Source organism: Streptomyces africanus (assembly GCF_030816955.1).
In the GTDB taxonomy this organism is placed as follows: domain Bacteria; phylum Actinomycetota; class Actinomycetes; order Streptomycetales; family Streptomycetaceae; genus Streptomyces; species Streptomyces africanus.
In genome coordinates this window covers 5,572,428-5,593,415 of the sequence record NZ_JAUSYP010000001.1, presented here as the reverse complement: position 1 = coordinate 5,593,415, position 20,988 = coordinate 5,572,428, and the positions used below count along the sequence as shown (strand labels likewise).

The 20,988-nt window shown below is 71.2% G+C and carries 17 protein-coding genes; 7 read left to right on the top strand and 10 right to left on the bottom strand.

Features of this window, described 5'->3' with window-relative positions:
- Positions 1–33: 33 nt before the first annotated feature.
- Genes trhA through QF034_RS26055 form a run of 3 tightly spaced genes read left to right on the top strand, consistent with a single transcriptional unit; the run spans position 34 to position 2,169 of the window.
- Positions 34–747, top strand: coding sequence for a PAQR family membrane homeostasis protein TrhA (trhA, locus tag QF034_RS26065; RefSeq protein WP_307177210.1), 714 nt, complete (start codon positions 34–36; stop codon positions 745–747).
- A 36-nt stretch (positions 748–783) separates the two neighbouring features.
- Complete coding sequence (locus QF034_RS26060) at positions 784–1,404, top strand: TetR/AcrR family transcriptional regulator (RefSeq protein ID WP_307177209.1); 621 nt, start codon at positions 784–786, stop codon at positions 1,402–1,404.
- A gap of 33 nt (positions 1,405–1,437) precedes the next feature.
- Complete coding sequence (locus QF034_RS26055; RefSeq protein ID WP_307177207.1) at positions 1,438–2,169, top strand: Mut7-C RNAse domain-containing protein; 732 nt, start codon at positions 1,438–1,440, stop codon at positions 2,167–2,169.
- Between the two features lie 73 nt (positions 2,170–2,242).
- Here the strand turns inward: QF034_RS26055 and QF034_RS26050 are convergent, their stop codons facing one another.
- The 5 genes from QF034_RS26050 to QF034_RS26030 form a co-directional block, all read right to left on the bottom strand.
- On the bottom strand, positions 2,243–4,645 hold the full coding sequence (locus QF034_RS26050; protein ID WP_307177206.1) for a galactose oxidase family protein: 2,403 nt from the start codon (positions 4,643–4,645) through the stop codon (positions 2,243–2,245).
- Positions 4,642–5,835, bottom strand: a complete 1,194-nt coding sequence (locus QF034_RS26045) for a glycosyltransferase (protein WP_307177205.1) — start codon at positions 5,833–5,835, stop codon at positions 4,642–4,644. The genes QF034_RS26050 and QF034_RS26045 overlap by 4 nt, the downstream gene beginning before the upstream one ends.
- The gene (locus QF034_RS26040) at positions 5,832–7,481 is read right to left on the bottom strand and encodes an ArnT family glycosyltransferase (RefSeq protein ID WP_307177204.1); all 1,650 of its coding nucleotides are present in this window, start codon (positions 7,479–7,481) and stop codon (positions 5,832–5,834) included. Before QF034_RS26040 ends, QF034_RS26045 begins: the two co-directional genes overlap by 4 nt.
- Positions 7,478–8,767 (bottom strand): glycosyltransferase, encoded by a 1,290-nt coding sequence (locus QF034_RS26035; RefSeq protein ID WP_307177203.1) that lies wholly within the window; start codon positions 8,765–8,767, stop codon positions 7,478–7,480. Before QF034_RS26035 ends, QF034_RS26040 begins: the two co-directional genes overlap by 4 nt.
- A 137-nt stretch (positions 8,768–8,904) precedes the next feature.
- On the bottom strand, positions 8,905–10,938 hold the full coding sequence (locus QF034_RS26030; RefSeq protein ID WP_307177202.1) for a thioredoxin domain-containing protein: 2,034 nt from the start codon (positions 10,936–10,938) through the stop codon (positions 8,905–8,907).
- Positions 10,939–11,154: 216 nt separating this feature from the next.
- Between QF034_RS26030 and QF034_RS26025 the strand changes: the two genes are divergently transcribed.
- The gene (locus QF034_RS26025) at positions 11,155–14,352 is read left to right on the top strand and encodes a tetratricopeptide repeat protein (protein ID WP_307177201.1); all 3,198 of its coding nucleotides are present in this window, start codon (positions 11,155–11,157) and stop codon (positions 14,350–14,352) included.
- A 92-nt stretch (positions 14,353–14,444) separates the two neighbouring features.
- Here the strand turns inward: QF034_RS26025 and QF034_RS26020 are convergent, their stop codons facing one another.
- The gene (locus tag QF034_RS26020) at positions 14,445–14,726 is read right to left on the bottom strand and encodes a hypothetical protein (RefSeq protein WP_307177200.1); all 282 of its coding nucleotides are present in this window, start codon (positions 14,724–14,726) and stop codon (positions 14,445–14,447) included.
- On the bottom strand, positions 14,719–15,600 hold the full coding sequence (mca, locus tag QF034_RS26015) for a mycothiol conjugate amidase Mca (protein WP_307177199.1): 882 nt from the start codon (positions 15,598–15,600) through the stop codon (positions 14,719–14,721). The genes QF034_RS26020 and mca overlap by 8 nt, the downstream gene beginning before the upstream one ends.
- A 147-nt stretch (positions 15,601–15,747) precedes the next feature.
- On the opposite strand from mca, the gene QF034_RS26010 reads away from it, so the two are divergent.
- Both QF034_RS26010 and greA read left to right on the top strand, forming a co-directional pair.
- Positions 15,748–16,146 (top strand): DUF4307 domain-containing protein, encoded by a 399-nt coding sequence (locus QF034_RS26010; protein ID WP_307177198.1) that lies wholly within the window; start codon positions 15,748–15,750, stop codon positions 16,144–16,146.
- A 179-nt stretch (positions 16,147–16,325) separates the two neighbouring features.
- Positions 16,326–16,823 (top strand): transcription elongation factor GreA, encoded by a 498-nt coding sequence (gene greA / locus QF034_RS26005; RefSeq protein WP_086842376.1) that lies wholly within the window; start codon positions 16,326–16,328, stop codon positions 16,821–16,823.
- Positions 16,824–16,881: 58 nt separating this feature from the next.
- Here greA and QF034_RS26000 read toward each other — a convergent pair whose 3' ends face one another.
- The 3 genes from QF034_RS26000 to ilvA form a co-directional block, all read right to left on the bottom strand.
- On the bottom strand, positions 16,882–17,739 hold the full coding sequence (locus QF034_RS26000; RefSeq protein WP_307177197.1) for an ABC transporter permease: 858 nt from the start codon (positions 17,737–17,739) through the stop codon (positions 16,882–16,884).
- Complete coding sequence (locus tag QF034_RS25995; protein ID WP_307177196.1) at positions 17,736–18,713, bottom strand: ATP-binding cassette domain-containing protein; 978 nt, start codon at positions 18,711–18,713, stop codon at positions 17,736–17,738. Before QF034_RS25995 ends, QF034_RS26000 begins: the two co-directional genes overlap by 4 nt.
- 154 nt (positions 18,714–18,867) lie before the next feature.
- Positions 18,868–20,097 carry a threonine ammonia-lyase gene (gene ilvA, locus QF034_RS25990; RefSeq protein WP_307177195.1) on the bottom strand — a complete coding sequence of 410 codons (1,230 nt, stop codon included), beginning with the start codon at positions 20,095–20,097 and terminating at the stop codon, positions 18,868–18,870.
- Between the two features lie 163 nt (positions 20,098–20,260).
- Here ilvA and QF034_RS25985 point away from each other — a divergent pair, with 163 nt between their 5' ends.
- Positions 20,261–20,767, top strand: coding sequence for a MarR family winged helix-turn-helix transcriptional regulator (locus QF034_RS25985; RefSeq protein WP_208641395.1), 507 nt, complete (start codon positions 20,261–20,263; stop codon positions 20,765–20,767).
- Positions 20,768–20,988: the final 221 nt, after the last annotated feature.

Below are 20,988 nucleotides of genomic sequence, written 5' to 3'. Positions count from 1 at the left end.
GGTCACTTACGGTTCCGTAGCTACCATTCGGCCATGACTGCGTTCGCCTCCGACGCGCCTACGGACACGCCGGCCGACGGCCGTGGTCCGACGGCGCTCTCCCTGCCGCACCCGGTCAAGCCCAAGCTGCGCGGGTGGCTGCACCTCGGCATGTTCCCGGCGGTTCTCGTCGCGGGCCTGGTGCTGACCGCCCTGGCCGACTCGACCAGAGGGCGCATCGCGTGCGGGATCTTCGCCCTGACGGCGTGCCTGCTGTTCGGTGTGAGCGCGCTGTACCACCGGGGCGACTGGAGCCCCCGCATGGACGGCGTTCTGCGCCGCCTGGATCACGCCAACATCTTCCTGATCATCGCGGGCACCTACACGCCGCTGACCATGCTGCTGCTGCCGGGCGCCAAGGGCCGGTGGCTGCTGTGGGGCATCTGGGCCGCGGCGGCGGCCGGCATCCTCTTCCGCGTCTTCTGGGTCGGCGCCCCGCGCTGGCTCTATACGCCGTGCTACATCGCGATGGGCTGGGCGGCCGTCTTCTACCTGCCGGACTTCATGCGGACCGGCGGCGTCGCCGTCCTCGTCCTCGTCATCGTCGGCGGCGTGCTCTACAGCGCGGGCGGCGTGATCTACGGGATCAAGAAGCCCAACCCGTCACCGCGCTGGTTCGGCTTCCACGAGGTGTTCCACTCCTTCACCCTGGCGGCCTTCATCGCGCACTACGTGGGGATCTCGCTGGTGGCGTACCAGCACGGGTAGTGACAATGGGTAATGATTGACAGTTACTGTCGATTCATGGCTGATGTCACCCCCGCCGACCGGCCCCCGCTGGGACTCCGGGAGCGGAAGAAGATCAGGACCCGCCAGGCGATCCGCGCCGCGACCTACGCGCTGATCGAGGAGCAGGGCTACGACGCCACGACGATCGAGCAGATCGCCGACCGGGCCGAGGTGTCGCCGTCGACCGTCTTCCGGTACTTCCCGGCCAAGGAGGACATCGTCATCACCGACGAGTGGCACCCGGTGATGCCGGCGGAGCTGCGGGCCCGGCCCGAGGACGAGTCGTGGGCGGACGTCCTGCGGCATGTGATGCGCACGGCCCTCGACCGGAGCCTCGCCGAGGAACCCGAGGTGACCCGGCTGCGGGCCCGGCTCGGGGTCGAGGTCCCCGCCGTCCGTGCCCGTATGACTCAGAGCATGGCGGCGACCGGCCGGCTGCTCCGCGAGGCCCTCGCCGAGCGGTCCGGACTGGACCCCGACAGCCTGGAGCTACGGGTCTTCGCCATGTCCGTGATGGGCGGGCTGACGGAGGTGTCCCACTACTGGGCCGAGACCGGCCACCGGGACGACGTCCGGGGACTGGTGGACCGTGCCCTGGACGTCCTGGAACACGGCCTGCCGACCGGAAAACGCTGAAGCCGGCGCCCGCCGCCGTGACATCCTGACCGGGTGAACGGTCCCGAGATCCACGTCGAGTTCGCCCCCGAGCTGCACGTGTTCCTCCCCCAGGCCCGGCGGTCGGGCACCCTGCGGGCCACCACGGACGGCCTCTCCAGTCTGGGCCACGTCGTCGAGTCGCTGGGTGTGCCGCTGACCGAGGTGGGCGCCCTGGTCGTGGACGGCCGCGAGGTGCCCGTCTCGCACGTCCCGGCGGCCGGCGAGTCGGTGACGGTCCGGACCGTCGCCCGCCCCCAGCGAGTGCCGGGCGCGCCCCTGCGGTTCCTCCTCGACGTGCACCTCGGCACGCTGGCCCGGCGGCTGCGGCTGCTGGGCGTGGACACGGCCTACGAGTCGACCGACATCGGCGACCCGGCGCTGGCCGCTCGTTCGGCGGCGGAACAGCGGGTCATGCTGAGCCGCGACCGGGGCTTGCTGCGCAGGCGTGAGCTGTGGGCGGGGGCGTTCGTCTACAGCACCCGGCCGGAGGAGCAGCTTCGGGACGTCCTGGACCGGTTCCAGCCCGAGCTGCGGCCCTGGACGCGGTGCACGGCCTGCAACGGGGGGCTCCGCAAGGCGACCAAGGACGAGGTCGCCGACCAGCTCAAGCACGGGACGCACGCCACGTACGACGTGTTCGCGCAGTGCACGGAGTGCGGCCGGGCGTACTGGAAGGGCGCGCATCACGAGCAGCTGGAAGCGATCGTGGAGCGGGCGATGGCACTTCGGTCGGAGCGCCGTTGACGGTGGGGCGCCACGGGGAACTGCGGGCCGTTCGTGGCTGGTCGCGCAGTTCCCCGCGCCCCTTGGAGGGCGTCTAACGCCTGGTCAGGTCCTTCTTGCCGCAGGTGATGCCGTCCCTGTCGCGGTCCAGCCCGAGCGGATCATCCTTGCCGTTCACCTTCAGACGGCCGTAGTCGTTCGCCTTCAGCCACGCGCAGCGGGCCGCCGTCGTCTTCCTCACCTCCGCCGGGAAGTCGGTCGGCACGCAGACGTTGATCGAGCCGTAGTGGCGGTCGCACCCGGAGATCGCCGGGCTGACCTTCTGTGACGTGCGCTTCTTGCCGGGTCCCGTGACCTTGCCCTCCGGCGCGTCCGCGAAGTCGTGGACATGCGCCGACGCGTCCGTCGCCTTGAGGGCCCGGGGCCCCTGGAGGTGGACCCACTTCGCCACCGACGGCACCCCGTTCGCGTCCACCGCGAAGAGCATGTACCAGCCGGGCGGGGCCAGGTTGGGGTTGCTCGTCACGTTCAGGTCGACGTTGCCGCCGTCGACGGACAGCGGCAGGTCCACGAACCGCTGGTTCGGGTCCGAGGAGTGCGTGACGGCGGCCGGGCGGATCAGCTCGGCCTTGGCGATGGGCCGGTCGACGGTGATCCGCTGGGTGTCGCCGTAGTTCCACTCGGTGTCGATCACCGAGGTGATCGAGGGGCGCGGGCCCTTGAACAGGTAGGGCGGGCTGTAGACCGACACGTCGTGGTTCCAGGAGCCGTTGCCCGGGTTGTCGCCGGTGGTCATCACGCGGCCGTCGGGCAGCAGGAACGCCGAGGAGTGGTAGCCGCGCGCCTCGGGGTCGACGGCCACCGGGTCGAAGGTCTCCGACTCGGGGTCGAAGACCGACGTCTCGAAGACCGGGTTGGCGCGGTTGTGCAGCGCCCCGCCCGTCTCCAGCACCTTGCCGTCGGGCAGGAGCACGGCGGAGACGTACATCTTGCCCTGGTCGCCGGTCTGCGGGACGGGCCCGTCGCCGAGGTCGACCGTGCCCTGCGGGATCGGCGGCCCGGCCGCGTAGGACGGGTCGGGCCGCTTGAGGTCGATGATGTCGGTCAGGCGGTTCGCCTCCGGGTTGGAGTCGATGTTGCCGCCGCCGAGGGTGAGGACCTTCTGGTCCTGCGCCGGGGGCAGCAGCACGCTGGCCGACTGGTCGCGCTCGTCCTTCTTCTGGAGGCCGGGGACCTGGGTGATGGTGTTGGCGGCGTAGTCGTAGATCGCCGAGCCGGTGCCGGGGATGTTGTTGCCGAAGACGTGGCTGCCCGAGTAGAACAGGCGGCCGTCCTGCATGAGGATCATCGACGGGTACAGGCCCCAGTACGACCAGGTCTGGTTGACCTTCCACAGCGGCTGCCACTGCTGCTCGGCCTCGGAGAACAGCTCGGCGGTGACCGAGCCGCTAGAGTCCTCGCGCAGGCCGCCGAAGGAGATGACGTCACCGTTGCCGAGGATCGTGGCCGACGGGTACCAGTGGCCGTCGTTCATGTCGTTGGTCCTGGAGTAGGTCTCGGTCTCCGGGTCGAAGACGTACGAGTCCTTGAAGCCCTCGTAGCCGTGTCCGCCCGGCACCGGGTACGCCTTGTTGCCGCTCATCACCAGCACGCGCCCGTCCTGGAGCTGCACATGGCCGGCGCAGAACATGTCCTTCGGCGTGGGGATGACCTTGTAGGTGCCCTTCTGCGGGTCGTACACCGCCGAGGTGAAGGTGCCGGCCCTGAACATCGACTCGTTGTTGCCCGAGCCCGCGATCAGCAGCACCTTGCCGTTGTTGAGGACGACGGAGTGCATGGAACGGACCGGGTTCTTCGTGGGCAGTACGTCCCATTTGCCGTTCGCGCACTGCTCGGCCGTGCCGGTGCACTCCGGCGGCGGGACCGGGGCGGCGACCTGCTCCATCGTGTAGTCGTCGGTCGTGGCCGAGCCGGTGCCGTAGACGGAGACGCCCCAGGAGATGCGGTCGGTGCCGGCCGGGACCTCGGGGGTGCGGACCGTGGCCTCGGTCCAGGTGCCGGCCATCTCCAGCGTCTTGAGGTCGGTCCAGTACTGCCAGCCGGCGGTCGTGTCGTGCCGGAAGAGGGTGACCGAGGCGTCCGGGGTGGTCGTCTTGTACCAGAGCCCGAGGTCGTACTGTCTGCCCGGCGTCACCACCGGCGCGCACTCGGCGGACTCGGTGATCAGGGCCTTGCGGTCGCCGTCGACGCGGCGGGTCAGCTCGACCTTCATGGCCTTGGAGCCGGTGTGCGCGTCGGGCGTGGTGGTGAAGGCGAAGTCGTTGTCGCCCCAGCCGGACTTCTCCCAGCAGTACGGCATGTCGCCGGCGCCCGCCGTCTCGAAGCCCGGGTTCCTGATGAGGTTGGCGGCGGAGGCGGGCTGGGGCGCGGTCAGCAGGAGGCCGGCCGTGAGCGCGCCCACGGCGACGAGTGCGGTTCTTCTCCGGTACGTGTTCACATGCCTCTCCTCGCGGTTCGGCCGTCGCGCACGGGCTTCTCACCGGACCGGCGCGGCAGGTAGACCAGCGCTTCGGTCCCGGCGAAGCGCAGGACGAACGTCGTCACCAGCGCGAGCGCGGTGGCCGACAGCACGCCCAGGTGGAACTGGTGGACGAACAGGGCGATCAGCGGGATGCGCAGCACAAGATCCGCGTTGGCGAGCAGCGCGAACCGGCCCGCCCGGTCCCACCAGCGCCGGTGCCGGCGCCGCTCGCGGAACAGCAGGTGCTCGATGAGCAGGAAGTTCCAGGCGACGCCGAGCTGGTTGGCGAGGACCTCCGCCGGTACGTAGTGCATGCCGACGGCGGTCAGCGCCCACAGGCCCAGCAGGTTCGGCAGGAAGCCGGTGAGCCCGATCAGGCCGAAGCCGACCATGCGCGCGACCGGCGAGGCGGCGCGCAGCCCGGCCAGGTGGCGCAGGAACCGCAGGCCCTCCTGGGCGGTCGACTTGGACTCCCCGGCGAACCGGTCCTGGAAGACGAAGGGCACCTCGGTGACCCGGCGCGGGCGGCTGCGGACGGCGAGTTCGAGGAGGATCTTGTAGCCGAGCGGCTGGAGCACCTCGGCCGTGACCGCGCTGCGGCGGATCGCGAAGAAGCCGCTCATCGGGTCGCTGATGCCGCTCAGCCGGCGCGGGAACAGCGCCTTGGTCAGCCAGGTCGCCCCGCGCGAGACGGCCACGCGGTAGCTGCCCGCGAGCCCGGCCCGGCTGCCGCCCTTGATGTACCGGGAGGCGACGACCAGCCCGGCGTTCGCCCGCTCGCCCGTGGCGACCAGGTCGGGCACGAGGGACGGCGGGTGCTGGCAGTCGCCGTCCATGACGACGATCCAGTCGGACGTGGCCGCCTTGAGTCCCTCGACGACCGCGCCGCCGAGCCCGCCCACCGGCTCCTGGCGGTGCAGGACGGTCACCGGGAAGGGGCAGTCCTGTGCCGCCTTCTGGATGACCTCGGGCGTGTCGTCGGTGGAGTCGTCGACGAACAGGACCTCGCAGGGCAGCCGGGCGGGTACGGCCTCGGTGATCTGGTGCAGCAGCTGCCGTACGTTCGCCGACTCGTTGAACGTCGGTACGACGATGGTGACGGCGCCCGGTTCGGGGATATCGGCGGTCTCGACGACCTCTCCGGGGACGGTGGACTCCTGGCTCATCGCGCGCCTCCGGCGGACGTCTGGATCTGGCGGATCTCGATGCGGTCCTCGCCGGTGCCGAAGGTGGCGACCGGGTCGGAGTGCTCCATGGCGGCCTTGACGTTGGGCAGGTCGGCCGCGTCGCGCCGCACGGTCGGCGAGGCGACGACGTAGTCCAGGTCCTTCCAGCCGCGCGGCATCGTCTTCGTCACCGCCGGGTCGAGGTCGGCCTTGTAGAACCAGATGACGCCGAGGCCCGGCCGGTAGCCGTGGTGCACGAGGTCGAGCCAGAGGGCGTCGTCGACCAGCACCCGGGTGCGCTCCGGGTTCTCGACCTCGGTGGCCAGCCACGTGGAGGCGGCCTGGTAGGGAGCGTTGGCGTCGGTGGTGACGGCCGTGCGGGCGCCGTCGTACCAGTGCGGTACGACGTAGGCGCCGGCGGCGAGGGCGAGGACCGTGGCGAGGGTGTACCGGCCTACGCTGACGTACCGTTTCTCCGCCTCGGAGCGCCAGCGGCTCAGCACCCCGTGGGCGACGGAGGCGGTTCCTCCGGCGAGGACCAGCGCGAGGAACGGCAGGGCCTGGATGACGTACATCGCGGGCAGGTAGCCGTTCGGGCGCAGGGCCAGCGCGGCGAAGATCGCGACGGCCAGGGCCGGTCCGGCCAGGGCCCGGGCGGTGACGGACCAGCGCCAGGTGACGAGGAGCAGCAGGGCGCCCGCGAGGCCGCCCAGCGGCAGGATCCGGTCGTAGTACAGCCACGACTGGAGCACGCCCCAGGAGCCGGAGCCCTGGTCCAGGATGAAGCCCGAACCGGGCCTGGTCATCTGGTACTTGACGCCGTCCCAGAGGGAGACGTGCCCGGTGCCCGGCAGCAGCTCGCCCTTGAGCAGGGCGAACAGCGGATACGAGAAGCCGATCAGGGCGCAGGCCGTGACGGCTCCGGTGAGGGCGAACTTGCGGGTGTCCTTGTGGCTGTGCCGCCACATGGTGAGGAACAGGGCGGGCAGGACGATGAGCATCGTTTCCTTGGTGAGGACGGCCGTCGCCGCCGCTATGCCCGCGCCGAAGTGGTGCCAGAGGTGGCGGCTCGGGGAGGCGGCCAGCGTGAAGGCCAGCAGCGTCCACATCACCGCGAGGTTGTCGAGGAAGATCTCCCGCTGGAGGACGACCGCCAGCGGCGAGAGGCCGAAGAACACCATGCCGAGCCCGGCCGCCCAGCGGGGCAGGGCGAGGCGGCGGCCCAGGACGTAGACGAGGACCGCGCTGATGCCGCTGATCACCAGCATCACGGCGCGCATGGTGCCCACCGTCATCGACTCGGGGCTGATCAGCGCGGGGATCCAGGTCAGCACGGCGATCTGGATCCAGCCCAGCGGCGGGTGGTCGTACCAGTAGGTGTAGTGGGCGAGGCCGTTGCCCTGCTGGACCGACCAGGCCTGGGCGAGGTAGGTGCCCTCGTCGTCGCTGAGGGCCGGGTAGTCGGCGATGTTCCAGCCCTGCACGACGAGGATCGCCACGAGGAGGACACCGCACAGGAGCAGGTCGGACCGGGAGGAGCGCAGCCGGCTCGGCGGCTCCGGCCGTCGGTGCGCACCGGTGCGGGGCGCGGGCCGGCGCCGCGCGGGGACCTTCGGGGTGGTCACCGCGGGAAGGGTGGAGGTCACGCGGGAACGTCCTCTCGGGTCACGGGGACGTCCTGCCGGGGCACGGCGGTCTCGTCGAGATGGGCGCCGACGTGGGTCGTCAGCTCCCAGTCGCGTCGGCCGCGCTGCTCACGCCACACGGCACGGACGGCCGCCCCGGCGAGCAGCACCTGGTAGAAGGGGCCGCCCACGATCAGCTTCAGGTAGTGCGCGAACCGCACGCGCAGTCCGTACTGCTTGCCGAAGTCGTGGAGTCCGACGATCTCGAAGACGAAGGTGACCAGGGCCGTGACGGCCGGCAGGAAGGTGATGAAGGCGATGCCCACGGGGACGTCCAGGAACAGCGCGATGGCCACGTTCAGCGGGATGATCAGGCCGGTGAAGGCCTGCATGAACGGTGTCATCAGGGTGTAGCGGGCGAGCAGCCGCTGCCCGAGGGTGGGCAGTTGCTTCCAGTCCTTCTTCCGGTACACCTGGAGGAACCCCTGGTTCCAGCGGGTGCGCTGCTTCAGCAGGGACATCAGCGAGCCCGGGGTCTCCTCCCGGGTCACCATGTCGGAGTCGTAGGCGACGACGACCTTCTTGCCGACGCTGGACAGGCGCACGCCCAGGTCGCAGTCCTCGGCGAGGCAGTCCGGGTCCCAGCCACCGGCTTCCCTGAGCACGCCGGTGCGGACGAAGACGGTGTTGCCGCCGAGCGGGATGAATCCTTTCTGCGCGTGCAGGTGGAGCCGTGAGCGGAACCAGAAGAAGTACTCCAGGCAGTTGCGCAGGCTGTACCAGCTGGAGTGGAAGTTGATCAGCTGCACCCCGCCCTGGACGACGTCCGCGCCGGTGGTGCGGAAGGCGTGGTCGACGTGGGCGAGGAGCTCGGGGTGGACCTGGTCCTCCGCGTCGAAGACGCCGACGACGTCGCCGCGGCAGTGCGGCAGGGCCGTGTTCATGGCCTTCGGCTTGTTCTTCTTCTCGTGGCGGTCGACGATGACCCGGACCCGTGGATCACGCGCCGCGGCCTGCTCGGCCACAGCGGTGGTCTCCGGGTCGTCGTGCCCGACGATCACGATGATCTCGAAGTCGGTGTGGCTCGACTCCAGCAGCCGCTGGATCGTGTGGTCCAGCACCGCCTGTTCGTGCCGTGCGGGCAGCAGCAGCGAGAACGAGACGTGCTCGTCCCCGTCCGGACTGCTGAACCGTGTGGAGGCGAGCACTTCCGGCGTGCGCCAGGCGTGCATCTGCCACCACAGGGTGAACGCCGCCATCCAGAACAGGGCCAGTGAAACGGCAGCGATGAAGACATGCGTCAGCAAACAGATCCCCCCAGATCCCAGAACCCCCCGTCGTGACGGAGTACCTCACCCGTCACGGCACTGTGCAGAGATTAAGGGGGAACTGTGAAGCCTGGGGGCCGTTCACATAAAGAGCGTGTTGCCGTTGGCTCCCGACATCAGTCGCTCAACACCGCACGCAACCTGTCAGCCTCGGTCGTCGGGGCGTCGCACGTGAAGTTACGGCAGACGTACGCGGCCGGCTCACCGCCGACCAGCGGACGGTCCGCGAGCAGCGGGAACTCGTCGCTCCCGGGGGCGCCGACGGCGACGACCGCGCCGGGCGCGGTGCCGAGAAGTGCCGTGCGGTGCAGGGTCCTCGTCCCCTCGTGGTCGAGGGACGGCCCCACGATCGCGACCTCGCGCGGCCCGTCCAGCGCGGCCTCGGCGGCGGCGAGCCCCCAGCCGATGAAGCGGGGCACGCGCGGCCCGAGCGCCTTGACGACGCCGAGGGCCTTCTCGGCGGCGGTGCGGTGGGGCCCGGACCCGGTGTGCGCGGCGTAGCTCAGCAGGGCGCCCGCCGCCGCGCTCCAGCCGGACGGGGCGGCGTTGTCGGTCGGGTCCTGCGGGCGGCGGATCAGCCGCTCGGCGTCGGCGGCCGTGTCGAACATCGCGCCCGACTCCTCGTCGGTGAAACGCGCCAGGACGTGGTCGAGCAGGAACCCGGCGAACTCCAGCCAGACGCCCTCCCCCGTGACGGACGCCAGCGCCAGGAAGCCCTCCGCCACATCGGCGTAGTCCTCCAGCACACCCGCGTTGGCGCCGGCGTGGCCGTCCTTACTGGTGCGGGTGAGCCGGGCCTGCTCGTCGAGGTGCAGCCGGACGAGGAGGTCGGCGGCGGCGAGGGCGGCCTCGACGAGGTCGGGCCGGTCGAAGTACGCGCCGGTCTCGGCGAGCGCGGCGATCGCGAGCCCGTTCCACGCGGCGACGACCTTGTCGTCCCGGCCCGGGGCGGGACGCCCGGCCCGCGCCGCCAGCAGCCGCTCCCGGACGGAGGCGATCTTGTCAGCGTCGAACACGCCCTCCTGCTGCGGCAGTTGGAGGACGGACTGACCGTGCTCGAACGTGCCCTCCTCGGTCACCCCGAAGTACTGGACCGCGAGCTCGGCGTCCTGCTCCCCGAGCACCTCGCGCAGTTGCTCCGGCGTCCACACGTAGTACGCGCCCTCGACGTGCTTGCCGGTGCCGTCGTCGCTGTCGGCGTCCAGCGCGGAGGCGAACCCGCCCTCGGCCGTGCGCAGTTCGCGCACCATGAAGTCGGCGGTCTCCAGGGCGACCCGGCGGGCCAGCTCCGAGCCGGTGGCCCGCCAGAGGTGGGCGTAGACCCGACACAGCAGCGCGTTGTCGTACAGCATCTTCTCGAAGTGCGGCACGATCCAGTCGCGGTCGACGGAGTAGCGGGCGAAGCCGCCGCCGAGCTGGTCGTAGATGCCACCCCGGGCCATGCGCTCACAGGTGTCCTGCGCCATCTGCAGGGCGCCCTCGGCACCGGTCCGCGCGTGGTGGCGCAGCAGGAACTCCAGCACCATGGACGGCGGGAACTTCGGCGCCCCGCCGAATCCGCCGCGCTGCGGGTCGTACTCGCGGGTGAGCGCGAGCAGCGCCTGCGCGAGTTCCTGCTCGCCGGGCGTCTGCGCGTCGCCGTAGGAGATCTCCCGCCCGGCCAGGTCCCGGACGATCTTCCCGGCGACCTCGGCGACCTCGTCCCGCCGCTCCTCCCACGCTTGGTGGACGCCCTGGAGCACCTGCCGGAAGGACGGCATGCCCTGGCGCGGGGCGGGCGGGAAGTACGTGCCGAAGTAGAACGGCTCGGCGTCCGGGGTGAGGAAGACGGTCATGGGCCAGCCGCCCTGGCCGGTCGCCGCCTGCACGGCCTCCATGTAGACCGCGTCGACGTCCGGGCGCTCCTCGCGGTCGACCTTCACGCTCACGAAATGCGCGTTGAGGTACTCGGCGGTCTGCTGGTCCTCGAAGGACTCGTGTGCCATGACGTGACACCAGTGACAGCTGCTGTAGCCGACGCTGAGCAGCACGGGCACGTTCCGCTTGCGGGCCTCCTCGAAGGCCTCCGCCGACCAGGGCCACCAGTCCACGGGGTTGTCGGCGTGCTGCAGGAGGTAGGGGGACGTCTCGTGCGCCAGTCGGTTCGGCATGGTGTCCATCCTGCCGCAGTACCCCGCCCGGCACGCGTCAGGCGCCGCCCGGGGCGCACGACCGACGGACACGCGGCACCTCAACCCGCCCGTGTCTTCACACAATCGGGCCGGGCACGCCCCCTCGCCCCGATGCGCCGTCGGCAGCACACTTGACCAAGGAAACGACCGGCACGACGACCTGGGTACGCCGGTGCCGCCGGAGGGGGACGTGACATGCGGGACAGTCATCGGGCGGAAGCCGAGCGGCTGTTGGCACGGGCCGTGGAGGAGGAGGTGCGCCGGACGGGCGGGCGCACGGACGGGAAGGTGCTCCTCGCGCGGGCGCGCGGGGCGCTCGACGCGATGGCGCAGAGCGCGGCCGAGGAGTACGGGGCCTACACGCGCGCCCTGGACGAGGCGGCGGCCGGGCAGCTCACCTTCGGGCAGCGCTACGCCCGGGAGGGCGCCGGGACACCGCTGCTGGTGGCCGGAGTCGCGGCGGTCACGGCCGTCGTCGCCGACATGGCCCTCGGCATGGGGACCGGCACGGCGCTGGGCGCGGGCGTGACCGTGGGCGTCGTGGGCGCCGCGGCGACCGTCGTGAAGGTCGTCGGCTCGCATCTGCCGGCCGCACACCACCGGGCCGGGGCCGCGAGCCAGCCGGGCGGGCCCGAACAGCTGCGGCTGCAGTGGCTGACGGCACTGGAGGTGCGGGGCATCCGGCCGTTCCTGGACCAGCAGCGGGTGCTCGCCGCCTCCACGGGCCCGAAGAAGACCGGGCCGCGGCTGCGGGGCGCCGACAAGAGCGCGGCGGCGCGCGGGCGCAACGTGCTGGAGCAGTCCTTCGCGCAGCTCCCCGAACCGGCGGAGCCGTTCGCGGGGCGGCGGCACGAGCTGGCGCAGATCCGGCAGTGGGTGCAGGCGGCCCGGGCGAGCACGGAGACCCAGCCGACCGTGGTCGTCCTGCACGGCACGCCCGGCAGCGGCCGGACGACCCTGGCGGTGCACGCCACGCACGATCTGAAGGACTACTTCCGCGGCGCCTGCGTCGTCGACCTGCGCGCCGACGGCCCGGGCGAGTCCCCGCTGTCCACCCGCGACGCCCTGCTGCATCTGCTCAACCGGCTCGGCGCGCCCCGCGAGCAACTGCTGTTCCGCGAGCGCTCCTCCCCCGACCAGCAGGTCAAGCGGCTGAGCGAGCTGTACCACCAGCATCTGACCGGCCTGCCGGTCACCGTCGTCCTGGACGACGCCTCGGACGCCGGGCAGGTCCGCGCCCTGGTCCCGGAGCGGTCCGACAGCCTGGTGCTGGTGACGGCGCGGGGCCCGCTGGAACTGGGCGAGCTGCCCGCGCGGGTGCACCAGCTGCCCGTGTCACCACTGGACGCGGCGGGCGCGGAGGAACTGCTGGGCGCGGCGGCCCAGGACCGGTCCGGGCCGTATGACGCCGAGTCCGCCGACCGGGTCCGGGAGCTGTGCGGCGGGCTGCCGCTGGCGCTGCGCATCGCCGGCTCGTGCCTCGGCCCGCGCTCCCCGCGTGCGCTGGCCACGGACCTCGGGGCGTACGGCCCGGTCGATCCCGTCGAACGCGCCCTGTGGCTGCGCTACACCGACCAGCCGGAGCCCGTACGGCGGCTGCTGCGCCGCCTGGCCCTGGCCGGCCGGGCCTCGCTGGGCGCCGCCGCGGCCGCCGCGCTGCTGGCCACCGACGAGGCGGAAGCGAAACGCCACCTCCAGGCCCTGACCCGGGCGGGCCTGATCGACCACGTCCGGGGCGACCGCTACCGGCTGCACGACCTGGTCCGCGCCTTCGCCCAGGCCCGGCTCCTCGACGAGGAGGAACCGGCCGAGCGCACGGCGGCACAGCAGCGGCTGATCGTGAACTACGCCGAGCTGGCCGACTCGGTGCTGCGCATGGTCGACGGCAACATGTCGACCCGCACGAACCGCTTCAGCCCGTACGGCTTCCCCTCCCTCGACGAGGCGCTGCGCTGGCTGGACGACGAGTCGAGCTTCATCACGGCGGCGCTGCGGCACGCCGAGGGCGTGGACCAGGCGGCGGTGCTGAACCTCCTGGGCGCCCTGTGCGACTACTGCCTGCTGCGCGGCGACCTCTACCGCCTGGGCGAGATCAGCGAACTGGCCCAGGCGGTGGACGAGGGCCTGCTGGTCCGCTCGGTGCAGTGGCGCACCGGCATCGCGGCACGGCAGCTCGGCGAACTGGACAAGGCGCGGACGACCCTCGCCTCGGTCGTCGACCTGTACCGGGAGGCCCATCACGACGCGGGGGCCGCCCGCGCCCTGTGCTCCCTCGGCATCACCCTGCACCACCAGGGCAATCTGACGGAGGCGTCGGCGAAGCTCCGCGAGGCCCTGGCCCTGCAGTCCTCCCCCGAGCTGGCGACGGACCGGGCGTGGACGATGCACGCCCTGGCGGCGGTGGAGCGGGACCGGGCCCGGCTGGCGGAGGCGCTGGACCTGCTGAACGAGTCGCTGGTGCTGCACCGGCGGGGCGAGTCCGTGCACGGCCAGGCCTGGGCCCACTTCCAGCTCGGCCAGCTGGGCCTGCGCATGGGCGACGTCCCGCGTGCCGAGGCCGAGCTGCGCGCGGCCCTGGAGCTGTACGGCCGCACCCGTGACGCCCGCGGCGAGGCATGGGCCCTGACCCAGCTGGCGCGCGCCCTGCTGGTCGCCGGTGACGCGTCGCCGGCCGTGGAGGAACTGCGCGGGGCCGCCGCCCGGCACCGCGAGAACGAGGACGCGCGCGGCGAGGCGTGGACGCTGTACTACCTCGGCCAGGCCCTGGAGGAGACGGGCAACCTGGACCAGGCCGTCCGCGAACTGGAACGCTCCCGCACGATGTTCTCCCGGATGCGGGACGTCTACGGCCTGGCCTGCGCCCGCCACCACTCGGCCCGCGTCACGCGCGACCAGCGCGCGGCCCAGACGGGCTCCCTGCGCAACTCCGGCTTCGCCCGCCAGCTGCTGGTGGACGCCCGCGCCGACTTCCAGCGCATCGGCGTCGCCCACGGCGAGGCGTGGACCTGTCTGGAGCTGGCGGTGGTGGACGCGGGCAACGCCCGCACCCAGCAGGCCCTGGCCCTGTGCGACGAGGCGGCGGACCTCTTCACGTCGTACGGCGACCGCAGGGGCGAGGACTGGGCCCGCTTCCTGCGCTGCACACTGCTGCCGTACGCGGCCCCCGGCGGCATGGAGGTCGGCACGGCCGTGGCCGAGGAGGAACTGGCCCAGCTGTCCCGCGCGAGCCATCCGCTGCGCGACCAGAAGCTGGACGACTACCTCGACGCCTACGCCCTGCTGCTGGAGCGCGGCGTGACCCTGGAGGCGGGCTGGCAGGCCTGGCGCCTGGGCATGGTGCCGGACCGGCATGCGCGGGAGGTGATGGGGGTGGCCGTGGAGTCGAAGGCCTAGGGGCGGGCGTGCGACGCACCCGTCGGCGGCGGACGGCCGCCGACGGGTGTCCTGACCGGGAGGGACGAATCGCCCCGCCCCGGCAGGGGGCGTCAGCCCTGCTTCTGCTTGCCCTGGCCGGAGGCCTCGGCGTCCGCGGGCTCCGGCTGCTCGGCCGGGTCGGCCTGCTCGGCCTTGGGGTCCGGGACCTGCGTGAAGTCGACCCTGTTCATGTGGCGGCTCATCGACTTCATCAGGGCCCACACCGCCAGGGCCATCGCCGCGAAGACGATGAAGCCGAGGACGCCGGGGGTGACCTTGTCCTCGTCGACCTCCTTGGCGAAGGTGACGAGGTGCGTCATTGCCAGGCTTGCGCTTGCGCTCATGTCAGGCATTGTCGCGGACGCCCGCGAAGAGGTCGTCCTCGGGGAGGGAGGTATCGACGAGGGACTTCGCCAGCTCGTACTCCTCCGTCGGCCAGACCTCCTTCTGGATCTCCATCGGCACCTTGAACCAGCCGCCGTCCGGGTCGATCTGCGTGGCGTGCGCGATCAGCGCCTTGTCGCGGATCTCGAAGAAGTCGGCGCAGGGCACGTGCGTGGTGAGCGTGCGCTGCTTCATGCCGAACTCGTCCCAGCGCTTGAGCCAGTCCCCGTAAGGCGACTCCAGACCCCGATCGAGCATCGCCTGGTGCAGCGCCTCGGTGCGGGGGCGGTTGAAGCCCTGGTTGTAGTAGAGCTTCTGCGGCTGGTACGCGGGGCCGTACTCGGCCTCCGGGTACTTCTCGGTGTCCGCCGCGCTCTCGAACGCCACCATCGAGATCTTGTGGGTCATGATGTGGTCGGGGTGCGGATAGCCGCCGTTCTCGTCGTAGGTGGTGATCACCTGGGGACGGAAGGCGCGGATCTTCCGCACCAGCTCACCGGCCGCGTGGTCGACGTCCTCCAGGGCGAAGCAGCCCTCCGGCAGCGGCGGCAGCGGGTCGCCCTCGGGCAGGCCCGAGTCGACGAAGCCGAGCCACTCCTGCTTGACGCCCAGGATCTCCCGGGCCTCGTCCATCTCCTTCTTGCGTACCTCGTGGATGTGCTCCTCGACGTACCTGTCCCCCTGGAGCTTCGGATTGAGGATGGAGCCGCGTTCCCCGCCCGTGCAGGTCACGACCAGCACGTCCACCCCCTCGGACACGTACTTGGCCATGGTCGCCGCGCCCTTGCTCGACTCGTCGTCGGGGTGGGCGTGAACGGCCATCAGTCGCAACTGGTCAGTCAAGACTCATTCCTCAGTAAGTCGGCGCCCTGTGTGCGTCGGCGCAATCAGCGGCTTCTATAGTGACCGAACCGGGGGGCGAATAATTCCGGGCCCCGGTTCCGGGTCGCCTTATGGGACGTTCGTCCCGGCCCTGTCTGGAGGACGATCATGAGTACGGTGAGCACGCGACTGCCCGAGGGGCGTTACGGCCGTTCCTCGGACGAGCGCGCCGACCGCACGCTCAAAATCGTCGGCGCCGTCCTCGCGGCGGCGCTGCTGGGGCTCGTCGGCTGGTTCGGCTACCACTACGTCGCCCAGAGCGAGATCAGCGCCGAGGTGATCAGCTTCGAGCAGGGCAAGGACTCCGTGCGGGTGCACCTGGAGGTCCGCAAGGACGCCGGTGCCGACGGCTACTGCACCGTGCGCTCCCAGGCCGAGAACGGCGCCGAGGTCGGCCGGGCCGATTTCCGCTTCGACGGGGACGCCACCCGCATCGACAAGGTCGTCACGCTCCGTACGACCTCCCCGGGGACGACGGCCGAGCTGCTGGGCTGCCACACCGGCTGAGACCCCGCCCGAGTCACCTGCAATACGTAGCGCCTGACCTGCGTCGACGTGAAACTGGTGGCTTATGTCCTCCCCCTTCTGCTCCTGAATTGTTAGGCTCGTGGTTTCGCCCATCCGTGAAGGAACATGCTTCTGGGTAGGGCGATGCTTTGTATTCCCAGTACCTACGAGGAGCACCTGTGACCCAGACCAGCGAGAACGTCACCTGGCTGACCCAGGAGGCGTACAACAAGCTCAAGGCTGAGCTTGAGTACCTTACTGGTCCCGCGCGGGCTGAGATCTCCGCGAAGATCGCCGCCGCGCGCGAGGAGGGCGACCTGCGTGAGAACGGCGGGTACCACGCAGCCAAGGAGGAGCAGGGCAAGCAGGAACTCCGTGTGCGCCAGCTCACCCAGCTCCTCGAGAGCGCCAAGGTCGGCGAGGCGCCCGCGGCGGACGGTGCCGTGGCGCCCGGCATGGTCGTCACGATCGCCTTCGACGGTGACGAGGACGACACTCTGACGTTCCTGCTCGCCTCGCGCGAGTACGCGAGCGCCGACATCGAGACGTACTCACCGCAGTCCCCGCTGGGCACCGGCGTGATCGGCCACAAGGTCGGCGAGGACGCGCAGTACGAGCTCCCGAACGGCAAGAAGGCCTCGGTGAAGATCCTCAAGGCCGAGCCGTACGAGGGCTGAACCACCCCGATTGATGTCCTGACCTGCCCCCGGCGGCCTCGCGGCGCCGGGGGCATCGTCATGCCGTCGCGGAGCGGTACTTGCGCACCGCCAGCGTGCGGAACAGCGCGATGATCAGGATCGAGTAGATCAGCGAGGCCCAGACGGGGTGCTGCATGGGCCAGGCGTCCGACGGCGACTGGCCCGGGTTGGCGAACAGCACACGGCAGGCCTGGACCGTGGCGCTGAACGGATTCCATTCGGCGATGTGACGCAGCCACGGGGTCATGTGGCTGGTGTCCACGAACGCGTTCGAGATGAAGGTGACCGGGAAGAGCCAGATCAGCCCGCTGGACGTGGCCGCCTCCGGGGTCCGCACGGACATGCCGATCAGGGCGCCGATCCAGGTGAACGCGTAGCCGAGCAGGAGCAGCAGGCCGAAGGCCCCGAGCACCTTGCCGGCATTGGTGTCGCCGTCCGACCCGACGCGCCAGCCGACCAGGAGGGCGACCACCGCGAGGACGACCAGGGTGAGGGCCGTCTGCGCGGAGTCGGCGAGGGTGCGCCCGGTGAGCACCGCGCCGCGTGCCATGGGCAGGGAGCGGAAGCGGTCGATGAGGCCCTTGTGCATGTCGTCGGCGATACCGGCGCCGGAGCTGGCGGTGGCGAAGGTGACGGTCTGCGCGAAGATGCCCGCCATCAGGAAGTTCTTGTAGTCGCCGGCGCTGGTACTGCTGCCGATCTGCATGGAACCGCCGAAGACGTAGGTGAACAGCACCACGAACATGATCGGCTGGATCAGTCCGTAGATGATCATCTCGGGGATCCGGGACATGCGGATCAGGTTGCGTTTCGCGACGACCATCGAGTCCCGGATGGACTGGCTGACCGGGTTCGTGGCCGGCGCGACCCGCACGGTGTCGGTGACGGCGCTCACTTCACGGCCTCCTCGTCGTTCTCCTCGTCCTTCGCCTCGGCCACATGTCCCGTCAGCGACAGGAAGACGTCGTCGAGGGTCGGCCGGCGCAGGCCGATGTCGTCGATCTCGATGCCCCGGGCGTCCAGCTCCCGGATGACCTCGGCGAGGAGCTTGGCGCCGCCGGTCACGGGCGTGGTGAGCTTGCGCATGTGCTCCTCGACCGTGGTGTCGCCCTTGCCGAAGCCGGCGAGCACCTCGGCGGCGGCCGCGATGTGCTCGCGCTCGTGCACCACGACCTCGACGCGCTCGCCGCCGGTGCGGGCCTTGAGCTGGTCGGAGGTGCCCTTGGCGATGACCTTGCCGTGGTCGACCACCGCGATGTCGTGCGCCAGGTGGTCGGCCTCTTCCAGGTACTGCGTGGTCAGCAGCAGCGTCGTGCCGCCGGAGACCAGGTGCTTGATGACCTCCCACAACTGCTGGCGGTTGCGGGGGTCGAGGCCGGTCGTCGGCTCGTCCATGAACATCACGGGCGGCGAGACGACGAGGGCCGCCGCGAGGTCGAGCCGGCGGCGCATGCCTCCGGAGTAGGTCTTGGTGGGGCGGTCGGCCGCGTCCGCGAGGTGGAACTGCTCCAGCAGTTCGGCCGCGCGCTCCTTCGCCGCCTTGGCCTTCATCTGGTAGAGCCGGCCGACCATGTACAGGTTCTCGCGGCCGGTCAGGTACTCGTCGACGGCCGCGAACTGGCCGGACAGGCCGATGGAGCGGCGGACGGCGTCGGGCTGTTTGAGCACGTCGATGCCCGCGACGACCGCCCGGCCGCTGTCGGGGCGCAGCAGGGTGGTCAGGCAGCGGACGGTGGTCGTCTTGCCCGCGCCGTTCGGCCCGAGCAGGCCGAGGACCGTGCCCTCGGGCACGTCGAGGTCGACGCCGTCCAGGGCCCTTACGTCACCGAAGGTCTTGACCAGCCCTTCGGCATGGATGGCGGCTGGCATATGAATCTCCACGTCTTCGGGGAGTGCCGGACAGGGGAGTCACGCTTCACGAGACACCATAACGCGATGTATCGCGTCTCACAACGAGGCTTTCCGCGTTCTGCTCCCGCGCGACGAAAGATCTTGAGCCCGGCGCGTCGAGCTCGGTGGGCGGTCAGCCCATGACCGTGTAGCCCGCCTCGCGCAGCGCCTGGCCCACCTCGACGCAGTGCGCCGGGCCCTTCGTCTCCAGGTGCAGCTCGACCTCCGCCTCCGTGAGCCCGAGCCGTGGGTCGGTTCGTACATGGCTCACATCGAGGACGTTAGCGTCGACCACTGACAACACGCCCAGAAGTGTGGCCAGAGCTCCGGGCCGGTCCGTCAGCCGCAGCCGGACGGCCAGGTAGCGGCCCTGCGCGGCCATGCCGTGCCGCAGTACCCGCTGCATCAGCACCGGATCGACGTTGCCGCCGGACAGCACCGCGACGACCGGCCCCTCGAAGGAGTCGGGCCGGCTCAGCAGCGCCGCGACCGGGCTCGCCCCGGCCGGCTCCACGACCAGCTTGGCCCGCTCCAGGCACAGCAGCAGCGCGGCGGACAGCTCGTCCTCGCTGACCGTCCGCACCTCGTCGACCAGTTCGCCGACGATCCCGAACGGCACGTCGCCGGGCCGCCCGACCTTGATGCCGTCGGCCATCGTCGCCGGATTCTCGACCGTGACGGGCCGGCCCGCCGCCAGAGACGGCGGATAGGCCGCCGCGCCCTCCGCCTGGACGCCCACGATCCGCAGGTCCGGCCGCAGCGCCTTCACGGACACCGCGATCCCGGCGGCCAGCCCGCCCCCGCCGATACCGACGACGATCGTGCGCGCCTCCGGGCACTGCTCCAGGATCTCCAGGCCCACCGTGCCCTGGCCCGCGATGATGTCGGGGTGGTCGAAGGGGTGGATGAACACCGCGCCCGTCTCGGCCGCGTACTCCTGGGCGGCGGCCAGCGTCTCGTCGACCACCTGGCCGTGCAGCCGCACCTCGGCCCCGTAGTCCCGGGTGGCGCTGACCTTGGGCAACGGGGCGCCCTTCGGCATGAACACCGTGGAGCGCACACCGAGCAGCGCGGAGGCCAGGGCCACACCCTGCGCGTGGTTGCCGGCGCTCGCGGCGACGACACCGGCGGCGCGTTCCTCGGGCAGCAGACCGGCGATCCGCACGTAGGCGCCGCGCAGCTTGAACGAACCCGTCCGCTGGAGGTTCTCGCACTTGAGATGCACCGGCGCGCCGACCATCTGGGACAGGTGCCTGCTGCCCTCCATCGCGGTCACCCGCGCCACACCCGAGAGCATCTTCTGGGCGCCGCGCACGTCGTCGAGGGTGACGGGCCGCAAGGAGTCCGCCGTGCTGTAGCTCATGACTCCAGCATCGCAGTTCACGAACGGGAACGGCCGTTGTGACCAACCTCCGAGACCCGCTTTGCGCAGCGCCGGTACGGCCCGCCCCCCGGCCGCGTACCCTGTCCCCCAATCAGCCAGCCCTTCACGAAGTGAGCCCCCGGCCATGCCCACAACACCTGAAATGTCGATGGACATGACGACCGTCGGTGACACCGGTCTTCTCGACACCCTCCAGCACGAGGTGGCGGTGTTCGCGCGCCGTGCCGAACAGACCCGGCTCGGCGGGGTCGGGCAGGTGCGCAACTCCATGGACCGCGCCGCGTACCTGCTGCTCAACCGTCTCGACAAGGAAGGCCCCATGGGCGTCAAAGCCCTCGCCGCGAGCATGGGGATCGACTCGTCGACGGTCACCCGGCAGGTGGCTCCGCTCGTCGACACCGGCCTGGTCAAGCGCACGTCGCACCCCGAGGACGGGCGCGCGGTGGTACTCCAGCTGTCCCCGCGCGGGCAGGCGCGACTGGAGGAAGTGCGCTCGTCCCGGCGGCAGTTGATGGCCGAGCTGACCGAGGACTGGCAGCCGGAGGAGCGCGAGGCGTTCTGCTCGCTCCTCACCCGCTTCAACAGCGCGCTGTCCGCCCGGATGGCGGTCCAGGGGGTACCGGGGCCGGAGGCGCAGTCGCCGTCCTGACCCCCACGCGCGCGGCCGACTCAGCGGGCGGGACGCCGACGCCGTCCGCGGGCGGGTCGCGACGCTCCCGTGGCAGGAGGCCGGTCGGGCCGGGCGGGGCTCCGGTCGCGGTGCGGCCCGTGCCTGCCGCCGCCGTCCGCCGTCCGCCGTGCCACCCGGTGCGCGGCTCTTGACCTCGGGGCCACCCCTGGCCTGATATGAGACCGGGTCCCCGTCGTACG

Excerpts from the sequence above, each read along its gene's own strand:
- trhA (WP_307177210.1), top strand. The coding sequence starts at position 34 with ATGACTGCGTTCGCCTCCGACGCGCCTACGGACACGCCGGCCGACGGC.
- QF034_RS26060 (WP_307177209.1), top strand. The coding sequence starts at position 784 with ATGGCTGATGTCACCCCCGCCGACCGGCCCCCGCTGGGACTCCGGGAG.
- QF034_RS26045 (WP_307177205.1), bottom strand. The coding sequence starts at position 5,835 with ATGAGCCAGGAGTCCACCGTCCCCGGAGAGGTCGTCGAGACCGCCGAT.
- QF034_RS26030 (WP_307177202.1), bottom strand. The coding sequence starts at position 10,938 with ATGCCGAACCGACTGGCGCACGAGACGTCCCCCTACCTCCTGCAGCAC.
- QF034_RS26025 (WP_307177201.1), top strand. The coding sequence starts at position 11,155 with ATGCGGGACAGTCATCGGGCGGAAGCCGAGCGGCTGTTGGCACGGGCC.
- QF034_RS26020 (WP_307177200.1), bottom strand. The coding sequence starts at position 14,726 with ATGCCTGACATGAGCGCAAGCGCAAGCCTGGCAATGACGCACCTCGTC.
- QF034_RS26010 (WP_307177198.1), top strand. The coding sequence starts at position 15,748 with ATGAGTACGGTGAGCACGCGACTGCCCGAGGGGCGTTACGGCCGTTCC.
- QF034_RS25995 (WP_307177196.1), bottom strand. The coding sequence starts at position 18,713 with ATGCCAGCCGCCATCCATGCCGAAGGGCTGGTCAAGACCTTCGGTGAC.
- ilvA (WP_307177195.1), bottom strand. The coding sequence starts at position 20,097 with ATGAGCTACAGCACGGCGGACTCCTTGCGGCCCGTCACCCTCGACGAC.
- QF034_RS25985 (WP_208641395.1), top strand. The coding sequence starts at position 20,261 with ATGTCGATGGACATGACGACCGTCGGTGACACCGGTCTTCTCGACACC.